Origin of the sequence: Flavobacterium sp. GSP27 (assembly GCF_003970395.1) — a bacterium.
Lineage (GTDB): Bacteria > Bacteroidota > Bacteroidia > Flavobacteriales > Flavobacteriaceae > Flavobacterium.
Genome location: NZ_RYDP01000012.1, coordinates 80,327 through 95,881, shown reverse-complemented (window position 1 = coordinate 95,881; position 15,555 = coordinate 80,327). Strand labels below are relative to the sequence as shown.

At 37.3% G+C, this 15,555-nt stretch carries 17 protein-coding genes; 11 read left to right on the top strand and 6 right to left on the bottom strand.

Annotated features, from left to right (window positions below; translation table 11 throughout):
• Positions 1 to 211: 211 nt before the first annotated feature.
• The 6 genes from dapF (at position 212) to EKM05_RS11400 (ending at position 4,905) form a co-directional block, all read left to right on the top strand.
• A complete protein-coding gene (gene dapF / locus EKM05_RS11425; RefSeq protein WP_126555381.1) occupies positions 212 to 994 on the top strand; it encodes a diaminopimelate epimerase in 783 nt (260 codons plus the stop codon).
• 66 nt (positions 995 to 1,060) lie between these two features.
• On the top strand, positions 1,061 to 1,585 hold the full coding sequence (locus EKM05_RS11420) for an ORF6N domain-containing protein (protein WP_126461395.1): 525 nt from the start codon (positions 1,061 to 1,063) through the stop codon (positions 1,583 to 1,585).
• A 19-nt stretch (positions 1,586 to 1,604) separates the two neighbouring features.
• Complete coding sequence (locus tag EKM05_RS11415; RefSeq protein WP_126456048.1) at positions 1,605 to 2,138, top strand: GNAT family N-acetyltransferase; 534 nt, start codon at positions 1,605 to 1,607, stop codon at positions 2,136 to 2,138.
• Between the two features lie 73 nt (positions 2,139 to 2,211).
• Positions 2,212 to 3,252, top strand: coding sequence for an endolytic transglycosylase MltG (gene mltG / locus EKM05_RS11410; protein ID WP_126461392.1), 1,041 nt, complete (start codon positions 2,212 to 2,214; stop codon positions 3,250 to 3,252).
• Complete coding sequence (locus EKM05_RS11405; RefSeq protein ID WP_370275767.1) at positions 3,222 to 4,166, top strand: DUF2279 domain-containing protein; 945 nt, start codon at positions 3,222 to 3,224, stop codon at positions 4,164 to 4,166. The genes mltG and EKM05_RS11405 overlap by 31 nt, the downstream gene beginning before the upstream one ends.
• A 97-nt stretch (positions 4,167 to 4,263) precedes the next feature.
• Entirely contained in the window at positions 4,264 to 4,905 is a 642-nt protein-coding gene (locus EKM05_RS11400) for a peptidoglycan-binding protein LysM (RefSeq protein WP_126555378.1), read from the top strand.
• A gap of 326 nt (positions 4,906 to 5,231) precedes the next feature.
• On the opposite strand, the gene scpA is transcribed toward EKM05_RS11400, so the two are convergent.
• From scpA to udk, 6 genes are all read right to left on the bottom strand, one after another.
• On the bottom strand, positions 5,232 to 7,370 hold the full coding sequence (gene scpA, locus EKM05_RS11395; RefSeq protein WP_126555375.1) for a methylmalonyl-CoA mutase: 2,139 nt from the start codon (positions 7,368 to 7,370) through the stop codon (positions 5,232 to 5,234).
• A gap of 34 nt (positions 7,371 to 7,404) precedes the next feature.
• Entirely contained in the window at positions 7,405 to 7,701 is a 297-nt protein-coding gene (locus EKM05_RS11390) for a type II toxin-antitoxin system RelE/ParE family toxin (RefSeq protein WP_126456040.1), read from the bottom strand.
• The gene (locus tag EKM05_RS11385) at positions 7,691 to 7,924 is read right to left on the bottom strand and encodes a hypothetical protein (RefSeq protein WP_126461382.1); all 234 of its coding nucleotides are present in this window, start codon (positions 7,922 to 7,924) and stop codon (positions 7,691 to 7,693) included. Before EKM05_RS11385 ends, EKM05_RS11390 begins: the two co-directional genes overlap by 11 nt.
• 72 nt (positions 7,925 to 7,996) lie before the next feature.
• On the bottom strand, positions 7,997 to 9,361 hold the full coding sequence (locus EKM05_RS11380; RefSeq protein WP_126555372.1) for a methylmalonyl-CoA mutase subunit beta: 1,365 nt from the start codon (positions 9,359 to 9,361) through the stop codon (positions 7,997 to 7,999).
• A 127-nt stretch (positions 9,362 to 9,488) separates the two neighbouring features.
• Positions 9,489 to 9,809: a septum formation initiator family protein gene (locus EKM05_RS11375; protein ID WP_126555369.1), complete on the bottom strand. Its 321-nt coding sequence runs from the start codon at positions 9,807 to 9,809 to the stop codon at positions 9,489 to 9,491.
• 142 nt (positions 9,810 to 9,951) lie between these two features.
• A complete protein-coding gene (gene udk / locus EKM05_RS11370) occupies positions 9,952 to 10,560 on the bottom strand; it encodes a uridine kinase (protein ID WP_126461373.1) in 609 nt (202 codons plus the stop codon).
• A 149-nt stretch (positions 10,561 to 10,709) separates the two neighbouring features.
• Between udk and EKM05_RS11365 the strand changes: the two genes are divergently transcribed.
• The 5 genes from EKM05_RS11365 (at position 10,710) to EKM05_RS11345 (ending at position 15,520) form a co-directional block, all read left to right on the top strand.
• The gene (locus EKM05_RS11365; protein WP_126555366.1) at positions 10,710 to 11,291 is read left to right on the top strand and encodes a Crp/Fnr family transcriptional regulator; all 582 of its coding nucleotides are present in this window, start codon (positions 10,710 to 10,712) and stop codon (positions 11,289 to 11,291) included.
• A 90-nt stretch (positions 11,292 to 11,381) separates the two neighbouring features.
• Positions 11,382 to 12,134, top strand: coding sequence for a pirin family protein (locus EKM05_RS11360; RefSeq protein ID WP_126555363.1), 753 nt, complete (start codon positions 11,382 to 11,384; stop codon positions 12,132 to 12,134).
• 238 nt (positions 12,135 to 12,372) lie between these two features.
• A complete protein-coding gene (locus EKM05_RS11355) occupies positions 12,373 to 12,594 on the top strand; it encodes a hypothetical protein (RefSeq protein ID WP_126555360.1) in 222 nt (73 codons plus the stop codon).
• Between the two features lie 51 nt (positions 12,595 to 12,645).
• Positions 12,646 to 13,515 (top strand): ABC transporter permease, encoded by an 870-nt coding sequence (locus EKM05_RS11350; RefSeq protein WP_126555357.1) that lies wholly within the window; start codon positions 12,646 to 12,648, stop codon positions 13,513 to 13,515.
• A gap of 676 nt (positions 13,516 to 14,191) precedes the next feature.
• The gene (locus EKM05_RS11345) at positions 14,192 to 15,520 is read left to right on the top strand and encodes a nucleotide sugar dehydrogenase (protein WP_199749583.1); all 1,329 of its coding nucleotides are present in this window, start codon (positions 14,192 to 14,194) and stop codon (positions 15,518 to 15,520) included.
• The last annotated feature ends 35 nt before the right edge of the window (positions 15,521 to 15,555 follow it).

Below are 15,555 nucleotides of genomic sequence, written 5' to 3'. Positions count from 1 at the left end.
TGTTTTTTATAGGAATATGGTATCGCCAGATCTTCATTGGTGTTTGCGACAGCTTCTGTCATGGCGATTTCATAATTAAATTCGTTTATTAAGATATTTACTTGTAAAATTAAAAATAAAATAGCTTCCTAAAATACAGTTTAACGCTCTTTAACAATGATTAACATTTCATTAATAGTTCGTACTTTTGTAGCACACAATAGAAATTAAAATGCAACTACAATTTTATAAATACCAAGGAACAGGAAATGATTTTGTCCTGATTGATAATCGTTCGAATTTTTTCCCAAAAGAGAATACACAACACATTGCGCACTTGTGCGACAGACGTTTTGGAATAGGTGGTGATGGTCTTATTTTATTGGAAAACGACCCTGTAACCGATTTCAAAATGGTTTATTACAATTCCGATGGAAACCAAAGTTCCATGTGTGGCAATGGTGGACGCTGTTTAGTGGCTTTCGCCAAAAAGCTGCAGGTAATTGAGAATAAAGCTACTTTCATAGCCACAGATGGTTTGCATCACGCCACAATTGACGATGACGGATTGGTATCATTACAAATGATTGATGTTGATGCCGTAAAAGTCAGTACAGATCATGTGTTTCTAAATACGGGATCGCCGCATCATGTACAACTGGTAGACGATCTGGAAAATTACAATATCAAGGAAAACGGAGCTGCTATTCGATACGGAGATTTGTACGGGAAAGCAGGAAGTAACATCAATTTTGTCAAACAAATTGACCAGGCCACTTTCTCTATGCGAACGTATGAAAGAGGCGTAGAGGATGAAACACTTTCTTGCGGAACAGGCGCAACAGCAGTAGCAATTGCAATGAACGTTATTGGAAAAACAAATGCTACTTCGATCGATTTAAATGTAGAAGGCGGAAAATTAGTCGTTTCTTTCGAAAAAAAGGAAGGACAATTTTCCAAAGTCTTCCTTAAAGGGCCAGCTGAATTTGTATTTAAAGGAACAATTATTATTTAATTAGGAAGCTAAAGGATTTAATTTTTATTCAGTTAAAAAATAATTTTCACGAACAAAGTAGAAAATATGGTTAAAGCAATTATGATTCCGGATGATATTATCAGCAGTAAAATTTATTTGATAAGAGATCAAAAAGTTATGTTAGATAAAGATTTGTCGGAACTTTATGCGGTAGAAAACAAACAACTCAAGCGGCAGGTTCGTAGGAACATAGAACGCTTTCCAGAAGATTTTATGTTTGAACTTAATCAGTTAGAATTCGATAATTTGAGGAGCCAAATTGGCACCTCAAGTTGGGGAGGAACAAGGTATATGCCTATGGCATTCACAGAACAAGGTGTCGCAATGTTGTCAAGTGTACTTAACAGCACTACTGCTATAAAAGTAAATATTCAAATTATACGTGTTTTCACAAAAATAAGAGCGATGCTTACCGATACTATGAGTATGAAATTAGAAATTGAAGAAATTAAAAAGAAACTCTCCAATCACACTAAAAATATAGAACTTGTGTTTAATTATCTTGATGAACTAATTGACAAAAAAGATAATACCGAACCTAGAAAAAAAATAGGGTATAAAAATAATTAAGTAAAATCTTAATTTTAAAATGAAAACATTAAAAGGAGACAATATCTACATTCGGGCATTAGAACCCAATGATCTGGAATTTGTATATGCCATAGAAAACGACCAGAGCATTTGGGAAGTCAGCAATACGCATACGCCATTCAGCCGGTTTTTAGTCAAGCAATATTTAGAAAATGCCCATCAGGATATTTATGAAGCCAAGCAATTGCGATTGGCTATTTGTCAGGATCAGGATTTCCCGGCCCTAGGTTTGATCGATTTATTTGATTTTGATCCAAAGAATAACAGGGCGGGAGTAGGTATTGTCATTCAAAAAAGCAAAAATCGAAAACAGAATATTGGTTCCGAAGCTTTGGAATTATTAATTGAATATGCTTTTTATAATCTAAATTTACACCAGTTATATGCAAATATTGGAACCGAAAATGAAGCTAGTAAAGCACTTTTTACTAAATTTGGATTCAAAATGACAGGCGTCAAAAAAGAGTGGACTTTTGTGAATGGTATTTATAAAGACGAAGCTGTTTTTCAATTGATCAATACTAAATTTTAAAAAATGTAGTTTTAATTCATCATAATTTCAAACTAAAGTTAAAAATACTACTTTTCCAATAAAAATACCATATATGAATTTAAAAAAAATTATTACCATTACCGCTGTTGTTTTAATAGGAATACTGATGCTATACGGATTGGTTATTTTGCGCCAAATTTTTTCTTCTAACACCAAATTCTCAGAGAACGAAGTGTACGTATACGTGCCAACGGATTCCAATTACGAAGAGGTCAAAAAAATAATTGCTCCGTATGTCGAAAACTTGGATCGTTTTGAGATGGTGGCCAATAAACGAGGCTATTCTGACAATGTAATTCCGGGGCGTTTTTTATTCAAAAAGGGAATGAACAGTTATGAACTGGTAAAAACATTGCGTCTTAATTCAGCAGTAAAGTTGGCTTTTAATAATCAGGAACGTATTGAGAATTTAGCCGGGCGTGTAGGTTCACAAATTGAAGCGGATAGCTTGTCATTACTGACTTCCTTCAAAGATTCTATTTTCTTGAAAGAAAACGGGTTCAATGAAGAGACTGTTTTGGTACTGTTTATTCCAAATACATACGAGATTTATTGGAACACTACCGCTGAAAAGTTCCGTGATAAAATGATTAAGGAATACCGTAATTTTTGGAACAAGGAAAGAGTTGCCAAAGCGCAAAAACAGGGACTTACACCCATCGAAGCGACTATTCTGGCTTCAATTGTTCACAAAGAATCCGTAAAAAAAGACGAGAGACCAAGAATAGCCGGCGTGTATCTCAATCGGTTGCGAACGGGAATGCCATTGCAGGCAGATCCAACGGTAATATTTGCGATAAAGAAGAAAGCAAACGATTTTGATCAGGTTATCAAAAGGGTTTTCTACAAAGATTTGACAATGGCACATCCGTATAATACCTATATGAACGTAGGACTGCCTCCTGGACCTATCGCTATGCCTGATATTACAGCCATGGAAGCGGTTTTGGATCCTGAGAAAAACAAGTTTATTTATTTTTGTGCCAGCGTGGAACGTTTTGGATACCATGAGTTTGCTGCCACATTAACGGAACACAATAAAAACGCCAAAAAATATTCGGATTGGATCAACAGCCAAGGCGTAAAAAGATAGTTTTGGGATTAAAAAAAGGGATTTTATTTTTATTTTTAGTGGGTTTCCAAATTGTATTTGCCCAAGAGCGTGCGGAATCTTTTTTTAAACCCTCCGATTCTTTGAATAGGAAAAAGCAAAAAGAGGTGTTTGTTGCTGAAGCTGTTTTGACCGCAGGAACGCTGATCGGTTTAAACCAACTTTGGTACGCTGATTATCCCAAATCTGATTTTCATTTTATAAATGACAATACTGATTGGCTGCAGATGGACAAATCTGGGCATGTATTTTCTTCGTATCATCTGGGACGTCTTGGTGCCCAAATGCTGCAGTGGAGTGGGGCTTCTAAAAAAAATCAGCTACTATACGGAGCCGGCTTGGGCTTTGCATTTATTACCGCCGTTGAGGTTCTGGATGGATATTCTGCTGCGTGGGGTGCCTCCTATGGCGATATAATTGCCAATGCTTCCGGGACAGCTTTATACGTTTCTCAGGAATTAATCTGGAATGAACAGCGTATTACCCCTAAATTCTCTTTTCATACCACCCAATATGCCAATTACAGACCGGAAGTTTTGGGCAGTTCTTTTACAGAGCAAATTCTAAAAGACTATAATGGACAAACCTATTGGCTTTCTGTTAATTTGCACTCTTTTGCAAAACGCTCTAGGATTCCAAAATGGCTAAATGTAGCTTTGGGTTACGGAGCCGAAGGAATGCTGACCGGAAATAGCGATAATAACGCTTTTTCAACCACAAATCCACAAAGATTCCGACAGTTTTATTTGAGTATTGATGTTGATCTGACGAAAATAAAGACGCAGTCCCATTTTTTAAAGACTGTTTTTTCCGTTCTGAACACGGTTAAAATTCCGGCACCTACAATTGAATTCGTGCGTTTTAACGATATAAAATACCACTTCATTTATTTTTAGAAAAGTTTAACTACTTGATTATCAGACTTATTATTTTTATTGTATCTTTGCGCATAGAAATTTCTTAACGGGACAGCGTTTTGAAGAAAAACAATTTATGATTAAGAAGTGGTCTTTTTACACAGGTCTGACTGTGATTACAGTTTTTTTAAGCTCAGGTTTTAAACCGTTTAACCTAGAAACCAGCCCTTGGTTTCTTATTAATGAAGATGAGGGAGCACACTACTTATTTCCTTCTGAAGAACAAAATGAATACACCAAATTAAACATTCCTTTTACCGGAAATTTCTTTATCGGTTTTAAAGAAGCTATTGGATATAGAGAATCCGAAAGTAAATACAAAAAAGTGAACTCCCTCGGATATATGGGAAAATATCAGTTTGGTATTGAGACACTTAAATCGGTTGGAGTCTATAATCGGTCTGCCTTTTTGAATAGTCCTGAATTACAGGAAAAAGCATTTCTAGCGCTACTGGCGAAAAACAAATGGGAGCTGAAAAGAGAAATTGAAAAATACGAAGGCACTATATTAAACGGAATATTCGTTACCGAATCCGGGATATTAGCGGCAGCTCACCTTGGCGGAGCAGGCTCTGTAAAAAAATATTTTAAAAATAAAGGAAAACGAAATTTTAGAGACGCTTATGGTAGTTCTATAAAAAGCTATATGAAAATGTTTGGAGGGTATGATACTTCGTGTATTATTGCGGATAATAATGCAACGGCAAAAAACATTTAATTCCTTTTTTATCTTAAAAAAAGAGGCTGTCATTATTTGACGGCCTCTTTTCTTTTATCCCATAGTCGAATTATTTAGCCTTAAGGATTTCTCTATTGGGATGCACCACTAAATTGATGGTTTCCTTCTATTTTTGATTTTTGCTTTCTCCGTTTCTTGAACATTTGATACGATTGCAATGCTTAAAAGAAGCAAAATAATAAGTGTTTTTTGTTCCGTTTTATAAACGTAGTCCGTTTAGCGGATAGGCATCTGATTTAAAACAAAAAACACCAACCTTTCGATTGATGTTCTTAAATTTTGAGTCAAAATAATAGGCTGTAGTTTTAGTCGAAACTGTCCATTAAAATGTCTAATATCTTAATAGCCGCTTCACTGATTTTTGTGCCAGGGCCAAAAACGGCAACCGCACCGGCATCAAATAGAAACTGATAATCTTGTGCCGGAATTACGCCACCTACCACGACCATAATATCTTCTCGATCGTATTTTTTAAGTTCTGCAATAACTTGTGGTACCAGCGTTTTGTGTCCTGCCGCCAGTGAGGAAACTCCCAGGATGTGCACATCATTCTCTATCGCTTGTTTGGCCGCTTCAGCTGGTGTTTGAAAAAGGGGGCCAATGTCAACATCAAAACCAACATCAGCATACCCGGTAGCCACCACTTTAGCGCCACGATCGTGACCATCTTGTCCCATTTTGGCAATCATGATTCTAGGGCGACGTCCTTCTTTTTTTGCAAATTCATCTGCCAGTTGTTTTGCTTTTTCAAAGCTTTTGTCGTCTTTTATTTCTTTGCTATACACACCGCTAAAGGATTTAATTTGTGCTTTGTATCTTCCAAAAACTGTTTCCAGCGCATCGCTGATTTCACCCAGCGTAGTTCTGTTTCGAGCGGCTTCAACCGCTATTTCCAGTAAATTTCCTTCACCAGTTTGCGCACAAAGGATTAATTTTTTCAGTGATTCCTGCACTTTTTCAGTAGCTCTGGTCGCTTTGATTCGGTCTAATTGTTCCAATTGTTGCTTGCGGACCATTTGATTGTCCACATCCAAAATCTGTAAAGGGTCTTCTTTTTCTAATCTATATTTGTTAACGCCCACAATAATATCCTGCCCGCTGTCTATTCTCGCTTGTTTTCTGGCAGCTGCTTCCTCGATTCTAAGTTTAGGAATTCCGGATTCAATAGCTTTGGTCATACCGCCCAGTTCTTCTACCTCTTGAATGAGTTTCCAGGCACTTTCAGCAATTTCATTTGTCAGACTTTCTACATAATAACTGCCTGCCCAAGGATCAACCGTTTTGGTAATTTTAGTTTCGTCTTGTAAATAAAGTTGCGTGTTTCTGGCAATTCTGGCCGAGAAATCTGTTGGTAACGCAATTGCTTCATCTAAGGCGTTGGTATGCAAAGATTGTGTGCCTCCAAAAGCTGCTGCTGCTGCTTCAATACAGGTTCTTGCCACATTGTTAAAGGGATCTTGCTCGGTTAAACTCCATCCCGAAGTTTGACAATGGGTTCGTAACGCTAATGATTTATCGTCTTTTGGTTCAAATTGCTTTACTAATTTCGCCCAGATCATTCTTCCTGCGCGCATTTTGGCAATTTCCATAAAATGGTTCATTCCAATCGCCCAGAAAAAGGACAGTCGTGGGGCGAATTCATCAATTTTCATTCCGGTTGCTAATCCAGTTCTGATGTATTCCAAGCCATCGGCCAGCGTGTACGCCAATTCAATATCAGCCGTGGCTCCCGCTTCTTGCATGTGATAGCCAGAAATGGAAATTGAGTTGAATTTGGGCATTTTTTTACTGGTAAATTCAAAAATATCAGCAATGATTTTCATCGAAGGCGTCGGCGGATAAATATAGGTATTACGCACCATGAACTCTTTGAGAATGTCATTTTGTATCGTACCGGAAAGCAACTCGGGTGCTACGCCTTGTTCTTCGGCGGCGACAATATAGAAAGCCATAATAGGTAAAACAGCACCATTCATGGTCATAGAAACGGACATTTCATTAAGCGGAATTTGGTCGAATAATACTTTCATGTCTTCCACGGAGTCAATGGCAACTCCTGCTTTTCCCACATCGCCCACTACGCGCTCATGATCGGAATCATAGCCGCGGTGTGTGGGTAAATCAAAAGCAATGGATAGTCCTTTTTGACCCGCAGCCAGATTCCTCCTGTAAAAAGCATTGCTTTCTTCGGCAGTTGAAAATCCGGCATATTGACGCACCGTCCATGGTCGGCGGACGTACATTGTGGTGTATGGGCCGCGTAAATTGGGAGCAAAACCAGCCCCAAAATCAAGATGAGTAAGATTCTTAATATCTTGTTCTGAATACGTAGGTTTTACTTCTATTCCTTCTGCAGTTAGAAATGCATCAGCCACAGCATTTTCATGCTCGAGTTTTAGCGCTGTACTTTTTAATTGTATGTGTTGTAAATCTTTTCTTTTCATTTGTTTAGTACAAAGATTATAGTTTTTTGAAATTTTAATTCCTTTCAGTCCATATTTCAGTATTTCTTGAAGTATGAAAAATAGCTGTAATGACAATTATGTTCTCGTAGCTGTTGAAATGAATTAAGTATGGAAAATTTTCAATTAAAGCTACTCTGGTCTTATCATATCTTATTTGAAAAAGTAATGGATTTGACTTAATTATTTTTAAACTTTCCTTGAACGAATTGGAGAACGTATCGCCCAATTTAGGGTGAATGCCTTTGTACCAATCCAAAGCTGTTTTGAAATCAAGTTTAGCTTCCTCTACAATTACAATTTTATAACCCACCGTCAATATCTTTTAGAAAATCATCAATATCTTGAGCTGAAGATGGATTCTTAAGATATTTCTCAGTTCTTTCTCTAACTTGGTCCATTTGCCATTGAGGGATTTCTAAAGTATTCGACTTTGGAAGAATAATCACTTCAACTTCATCAGCATTAAAATCATTCGGCAGTGTGATGCTTATTTTGTGATTTTTCACCTTAACGATTTGTCTTATGGGTTCCATTATTTTATGTTTTTAGCAAAGTAAATATACTCTTTTCCAATGGTATTAAATTAAATAACAGCGTCGGGCTTACTATTCAAGATCCAATCGTTCCTGTTCCGTTTTTTCTGCCAGACGTTTTTCGATTATGGGTGTAATCAAGGTTTTTCTTGGTTTGACTTTTACAAAAGGAAACAATTCTAAATCATGTTTCATTTTATCCTGTTTGTTAGGATGTTTGTTTGTTCCCAATAAAATTTCTTTCCCAGAATCAAATAGTTCCTGCGCGGTATCCGCACTTTCCTGAATTTTTCTTTTGATGATTCCGTCATTAAGTTGTTTCAGGAAACCGCCATTTGCCTCTATGTCTTTGAATAAAGCCAATGCTTTTTCCGCTAGTTGATTGGTTAGGTTTTCGATATAATAACTGCCGTCTGCCGGATTATTGACTTTGTCAAAATAACTTTCATTTTTGAGGATCAACAATTGGTTTCTCGCTATGCGGTCGCCAAATTCGTTGTCTTTGTGGTACAAAGCATCATAAGGTAAATTGGCAATAGCATCCGCTCCTCCAATAATGGCACTCATACATTCAGTTGTGGTACGCAACATATTTATATTGTAATCGTATAATGTTTTGTTACGTTTGGTAGGCGAAACGATGATGTTGCACGCTAAAGTATGGTTGTATTCCTTGGCAATCAGATTAAAAAGCAAGCGCAACGCTCGTAGTTTTGCAATTTCAAAAAAGTAATTTGTTCCTACGGCCACTTCAAAAACAATGGGTGTATTTATGGCGTCAATTCTATTGAAATACTCATTGGCTTGTCCCACACTATAAGCAATTTGCTGTACCATAGTGGCACCGGCATTTTGATACAACGCAGCGTTGATACTAAGTAGCGATACCGATGTTGTTGCTGCCGAAAGCAAATTCAGGGTGTCAAAATTGCTTTTTTCTTTCGTTGTAAACCAGTTTCCATCTTTGGCTAATTGTCCTATAGGATCCAGATTACAGAAAATTACAGTGTTGCTTTTCTTGGCGAAAACATCAATTTTTTTGACGAAATCGATTGAAATAAATCCCAGGTTAAAATAAACGGTAACGTTCTCTAAAGGCAATTTTTCCAATAGATCGGTAACGTTAATTGATTCGTTTTCTATTGTAAAGCGCAGGCTGTCTGCCCCGCGATTCAATGTGTCTAATGCCCGTTCTATTGATTTTTCAAGGTCGTAGACAAATATATTTTGGCAAATTCTAAATTCTGTTGCTTTTGTGGAAACGGGGAATACTTTTGTAAACTCCTCTTTGTGGTAAAAAGGTTTTACCTGAATGTCTTCCGGAGAATTCCAAACTACGGTTTCATTGTAATCCGCTCCATTGAGTTCAAATTGGATTTTTTGTTTCCATTGTTTGGAGGAAATGGGGTTGAAATCATCGAAAAGGTTTGTATCCATTTTGTTAGTCATTTTCCTCACTCCAGTCCTCGTCATAGGAGAGGGAACCGAAACTTGGTGTTCTGTTTTTAATAATTACTATAAATTGTACACTCTCTTCCCTTTGGGAATGGTTGGGAATGGGATTTTATTTTTGAATCGTGTCGCCTTCAAATTCGATGATGTAAATGTCTTCACTATCTTTTTTCATATAGTATTTTTCTCGGGCGTATTTTTCTATTTGTTCGGAATTGTTTAATTGTTTGATATTCTCTTTGTCTTTTTTTATTTCGTCTTTGTAATATTCTGCATTGTCTTCCAGATCTTTAATTTGTTTGTCTAAAATGCGATGATCAAAATACGAATAGTTGTCCAGAAAAATCATCCAAGACGAAAAGAACAACAGGACCCAGACATATTTGTTGCTCAGGAATTTAAACCAAGGTTTGTCTTTATATGGATTTGTCATTTTTTTTATTTTTTTTAGCCCCGATTATAGTGGAAATCCTTTTAGTAGGTGATACTGACGAAGGAAGATTCACCTACTAAAAGATTGCAACGGAAAGCGGGAAATAGCTCCTAATACTTATTCTGTTAAAATTACAACTAAATCACAGAATTTTTTGATTTATTACTGCGCGCACCACATCAATGGCTACTGTGTTGTATTTGTCATTTGGAATAATGATGTCCGCAAATGCCTTGGTTGGTTCAATGAACTGCTCGTGCATTGGCTTTAATGTGGTTTGGTATCTGTTAAGGACTTCATTCATGTCACGGCCACGTTCCATTATATCGCGTTTCATGCGTCGGATTAATCGTTCGTCAGAATCGGCATGAACGTATATTTTTACATCAAATAATTCTCTTAATTCGGGATTGGCCAAGATTAAAATTCCTTCTACAATCATCACTTTTCTGGGATGAGTAAAAACGGTATCGTCAGACCTGTTGTGGGTTACAAAGGAATAAACGGGTTGGTGAATGTTATTTCCTTCCTTTAATTCTTTGAGGTGGGCCACTAGCAACTCAAAATCAATGGCTCGGGGATGATCAAAATTGATCAATGCTCTTTCATCAAAGGAGAGTCCGTGATTTTCTTTGTAATATGAATCTTGTGAAATAATACCAACTTCTGTCTGTGGTAATTCATTCATAATCTGATGTACAACGGTTGTTTTCCCGCTTCCTGTACCACCTGCAATTCCTATAATGAGCATAAATTTTTTTATTATGTTTTTATTGGAACAAAAATAGGAATTTAATCGAGAGCAGATTTTGTTTTTTGAGGAAATCTTGCTAATTTAATATATTTACGAGTCATTTTTTAAGGGTATTTAGCTATCTTTAAATTCTAAACGAGAAACTATTGTATTCCCAAATTAATAAAAACATAAGTCGTTATGTCACTTTTGAACCCAAAGAATTAGAAATTTTCAATTCTTTGCTGGAATATAAAACCGTTGCTAAGAAAACGGTTTTACTTCAGGAAGGCGAAATGTGCCATTTTGAAGCTTTTGTCATCAAAGGTTGTGTCCGGAAATATTATATTGACGACAATGGTTTTGAAGTTATTCTGCAATTTGCCCTCGAGAATGCGTGGGTGAGCGATATTTCTTTTAGTATATACGAAGATGCACCAAGCCGTGTGTATATCGAAACGTTGGAAGATTGTGATTTTTTGCTGTTCAGCCCGGAAGCAAAAGAAGAATTATTTGCCAAAGCACCAAAGTTTGAACGCGCGTTCCGCATCCTGATGCAGCGCAGTCTGGCCGTTACGCAAGACCGTTTGTTTCATACTATTTCTAAAACAGCGACCCAAAAATACATAGAGTTTCTGGAACATTATCCCACACTATCGCAGCGCGTTGCCCAGCATTACATTGCTTCTTATCTGGGGATTTCGGCTGAGTTTTTAAGTAAAGTGAGAACCAAAATGACAAAACTTTAAAGTCTCATAATTTTTCATTTCTTGTCCTGGTTCAATGCAGCTGCCTTTTTTTTGACGCACCTTTGCATTATATTTTTAAAGAATAGAACAATGGAAAATACAGATAAAAATACAAAAGGAGTACTTACGCATTTTGTTTTGCACAAAGGAAACACGCGGGGTCATGCCAATCACGGTTGGCTGGAATCCTATCATACGTTTAGTTTTGCGAATTATCAAAATCCGGAGCGAATGAATTTTGGCGTATTGCGCGTGCTCAATGATGACAGAGTCAATCAAGGGATGGGTTTTGGGAAACATCCGCATGACAATATGGAAATTATTTCTATTCCGCTCGAAGGCGATTTAGAACACCATGACAGTATGGGCAATACTACCGTAATCAAGGAAGGGGATATTCAGGCCATGAGTGCCGGTACCGGAATTTTTCACAGCGAATACAATAAAAATAAAGACCAGCTGGTTAAATTTTTGCAGATTTGGATTTATCCAAATAAAAAAAATGTAACGCCTCGTTATGATCAAGTTACTTTAGATTTAAACGACCGTCACAATAAACTCCAACAAATTCTATCCCCAAATCCTGAGGATGAAGGTGTTTGGATTCATCAAGATGCGTGGTTTCATATAGGGAAATTCGAAAAGGATTTTGCTGCCACGTATGCATTAAAAAAACCCGGAAATGGAATCTACGCTTTTGTTTTGAAAGGCGATTTTGCCATAGGAAACATTGCTTTAAACGAGCGAGACGGAGTAGGAATCTGGGATACTAATGCTATTAAAATTACCGCTAATTCCGCTAGTGCCGAAATCCTGTTGATGGAAGTACCCATGCAATTGTAATTGATTTTTGATGATCATACTCGTCAGTTCGAGTGATCCCGATTTTGGGCGGGATCGTATCGAGAACAAGAAAATTTTGAATTAAAAACGGTTCTCGATACGCTTCGCACTCGAACTGACGTTTGGTATAATTTAAAACGGTTCTCGATACGCTTCGCACTCGAACTGACGTTTGGTATAATTACACATGATGTTCACGAATGTTTCCAGTCAATAAATTGCCACCACCGTAATCCGATTGATAAATGCCGTTCCTGCATGGAATGGCGTGGGTGTGTTGCAGGATTCGCAAGCAAAGAAAGTGTTTCTGGAGAACCATTTAAGTGGCGCTACTGTTCCGCACGATTCTGACGCAGCAAAAAAGAATTATGTGAACAAGTTGTTTTTTAAACAATACTTAATGCAAATTATTTATATTTGCTTCGTAAGAATTCAATTGAGTTTAGCAGTAGAAAATTGAGCTTTTTTCGCACGGAAAGAACAACAAAAAGTAGCATTTTAGCATGAACCAATGAACGATTCCGAACAAAAAAACACCACTTGGCTGTTTGAAATAACACCTAAAAATAAATTTTTCTCCCTTAACCTGAAGGAAGTATGGCAGTATAGAGATTTGCTGCTGCTTTTTGTAAAAAGGGATGTGGTGACCGTCTATAAGCAAACGGTTTTAGGGCCACTTTGGTACCTTATACAACCGCTGTTTACCTCCATTACTTTTACTATTATTTTCAATAATGTTGCGGGTATCAATACCGGAACCGTGCCGCCTTTTTTGTTTAATTTGGCCGGGATTACCGTTTGGAATTACTTCACGGCCTGTCTCAATGGTACCTCGAATACCTTTGGCAGTAATGCAGGTATCTTTGGGAAAGTATATTTCCCTCGCATTATTGTACCGCTGTCTATTGTTGTTTCCAACTTATTGAAGTTTGGAATTCAATTTTTTATATTCATTTGTTTTTACGGCTATTATTATGCCCAAGGAGCTGCCATAGGGATGAATACAGCGACTTTGTTTTTTCCACTACTGATCGTTATGATGGGAGTTTTAGGATTGGGACTGGGAATGTTTATCTCTTCCTTAGTCACTAAATACCGAGATTTTAGTAATTTGGTTGGTTTTGGAGTGCAATTATTGATGTATTTGTCCGCCGTGATGTACCCAATGGCACTCATCAAAGAAAAATTGCCGGATTACGGCTGGCTGATAACCTACAATCCCTTGGCGTATGTGATCGAAACGACACGATACATGCTGCTGGATGTTGGACACATATCTGTTTTGGGATTGGGATATACCTTTTTGATTACGGTACTGGTGTTCTTAGTGGGAGTTTTGATTTTTAACAGAACCGAAAAAAGTTTTATCGATACAGTGTAAAGAACACGGTCCTGATGAAAGGGTTCATTTTAGGATTGATTTTTTAGCCAGTAAGAAAAGTAAGAAAGTTAAGCTGTTGGGTATAATTAATTTTTGATGATAATTTTCCGTCAGTTCGAGTGATTCCGCTTTTGGGCGGGATCGTATCGAGAACAAGAAAATTTTAAATTAAAAACGGTTCTCGATACGCTTCGCACTCGAACTGACGTTTGGTATATAAAAACGGTTCTCGATACGCTTCGCACTCGAACTGACGTTTGGTATAATTACACGCAACGGGAATAAAAGTAAGTTTTTAAGGGTAACAAACCGTAATGCCTTACTGGTTCAAAAGGAAATATCCGTTCTTATCAAAAAACAAAAAGACGATACATTTATAGTATGGTACGGTATAGTTAAAGTCGGTTTGGTAGGGCGTCTTTTTTTAGTCACTGATTTAGGTGATTTTTAATCTGGGTTTAAATGGATTTCGCAAATGGTTTGTATTGATTGCTAGTTATTTGTGTCTTTTTTTATGTTTTCTTGTGTTTCAGAGGAGAAATAAAAAATAAAACGGCAACATATTCTAGTTATATTTGCCTCTATTATCTATGACTTTTTCAGCTCATTAATGTGAGTTGAAGTCGCGAAGCGGTAGGTTAAAATGTACAATTCAATTGTAATTGTTTAAAAAAAAATGAATTCAAGTATAAAAATAGCGGTAATTGGATTAGGGTATGTCGGACTTCCATTGGCTCGATTATTTGCAACTCAATATGCTGTTGTGGGATTTGATATCAATGCCTCTCGGGTAGCATCCTTACAATCAGGCACGGATACTACACTGGAGATTTCGGATGAAGTATTACGCAAGGTATTAGTCTCAAGTTTTGTCACCTCGAGCGCAGTCGAGAGGCAGAGCGTAGTCGAAAAATCGTCAGCTACAAACGGATTAATAGTATCTTCAGAAAGCACTGCTATTGCGGATTGCAATTATTACATCATCACGGTGCCAACTCCGGTAGACAAAAATAATCGTCCAGACTTAACGCCTTTGTACAAATCCTCTGAAACGGTGGGAAAGGTTTTAAAAAAAGGCGATATCGTTATCTACGAATCCACTGTTTATCCTGGTGTAACTGAGGAAGAATGTGTGCCTGTATTAGAAAAATTTTCAGGATTAAAATTCAATGTTGATTTTTTTGCCGGCTATTCCCCGGAACGAATTAATCCCGGAGACAAAGAACATACGGTCGAGAAAATTCTGAAAGTGACTTCTGGTTCCACGCCGGAGATCGGAATAAAAGTGAATGAATTATACCAATCTGTTATTACGGCAGGAACACATCTGGCTCCTTGTATAAAAGTAGCCGAAGCCGCCAAAGTAATTGAAAACTCACAGCGCGATATCAATATAGCGTTTGTAAACGAATTGGCCAAGATATTTAATTTAATGAATATTGATACGCATGCCGTTTTGGAAGCAGCGAGCACCAAATGGAATTTTCTGCCTTTCAAACCCGGATTAGTGGGCGGACATTGTATTGGGGTAGATCCCTATTATTTGGCACAACGCGCACAAGAATTTGGATATCATCCTGAAATTATATTAGCAGGAAGACGCCTAAATGACAGTATGGGAGAATATGTAGCGTCTCAAATTGTAAAATTGATGATCAAAAAGGGCATTTCTATAAATGGTGCGGCACTTTTAATGCTGGGCATCACCTTTAAAGAAAACTGTCCCGACGTGCGCAATACCAAAATTGTGGATGTAATCACTGCGTTAGCGGATTATGGCATTGTCATCACCATTTATGATCCCTTGGCAAACCCATCAGAAGTACAACACGAATACCAATTAGAAACAACCGCTACAGTGCCCAATAAAAAATTTGATGCCATTGTGTTAGGAGTGGCGCATGCTGCCTTTTTAGCGATAGATTTGTCACAGTTACAAAAAGAAACTAGTGTGTTGTATGATGTAAAAGGAGTTTTAGGGGATGCAGTCGATGGGAGATTGTAAATAGTACCGTTCGGACTCAAACCATAATAGTAGAA

Bases quoted from the DNA above. Each gene is read 5' to 3' on its own strand.
- dapF (WP_126555381.1), top strand. From the start codon at position 212: ATGCAACTACAATTTTATAAATACCAAGGAACAGGAAATGATTTTGTC.
- EKM05_RS11345 (WP_199749583.1), top strand. From the start codon at position 14,192: ATGAATTCAAGTATAAAAATAGCGGTAATTGGATTAGGGTATGTCGGA.
- EKM05_RS11360 (WP_126555363.1), top strand. From the start codon at position 11,382: ATGGAAAATACAGATAAAAATACAAAAGGAGTACTTACGCATTTTGTT.
- mltG (WP_126461392.1), top strand. From the start codon at position 2,212: ATGAATTTAAAAAAAATTATTACCATTACCGCTGTTGTTTTAATAGGA.
- EKM05_RS11350 (WP_126555357.1), top strand. From the start codon at position 12,646: ATGAACGATTCCGAACAAAAAAACACCACTTGGCTGTTTGAAATAACA.
- EKM05_RS11415 (WP_126456048.1), top strand. From the start codon at position 1,605: ATGAAAACATTAAAAGGAGACAATATCTACATTCGGGCATTAGAACCC.
- udk (WP_126461373.1), bottom strand. From the start codon at position 10,560: ATGCTCATTATAGGAATTGCAGGTGGTACAGGAAGCGGGAAAACAACC.
- EKM05_RS11420 (WP_126461395.1), top strand. From the start codon at position 1,061: ATGGTTAAAGCAATTATGATTCCGGATGATATTATCAGCAGTAAAATT.
- EKM05_RS11400 (WP_126555378.1), top strand. From the start codon at position 4,264: ATGATTAAGAAGTGGTCTTTTTACACAGGTCTGACTGTGATTACAGTT.
- EKM05_RS11380 (WP_126555372.1), bottom strand. From the start codon at position 9,361: ATGGATACAAACCTTTTCGATGATTTCAACCCCATTTCCTCCAAACAA.
- EKM05_RS11375 (WP_126555369.1), bottom strand. From the start codon at position 9,809: ATGACAAATCCATATAAAGACAAACCTTGGTTTAAATTCCTGAGCAAC.
- EKM05_RS11385 (WP_126461382.1), bottom strand. From the start codon at position 7,924: ATGGAACCCATAAGACAAATCGTTAAGGTGAAAAATCACAAAATAAGC.
- scpA (WP_126555375.1), bottom strand. From the start codon at position 7,370: ATGAAAAGAAAAGATTTACAACACATACAATTAAAAAGTACAGCGCTA.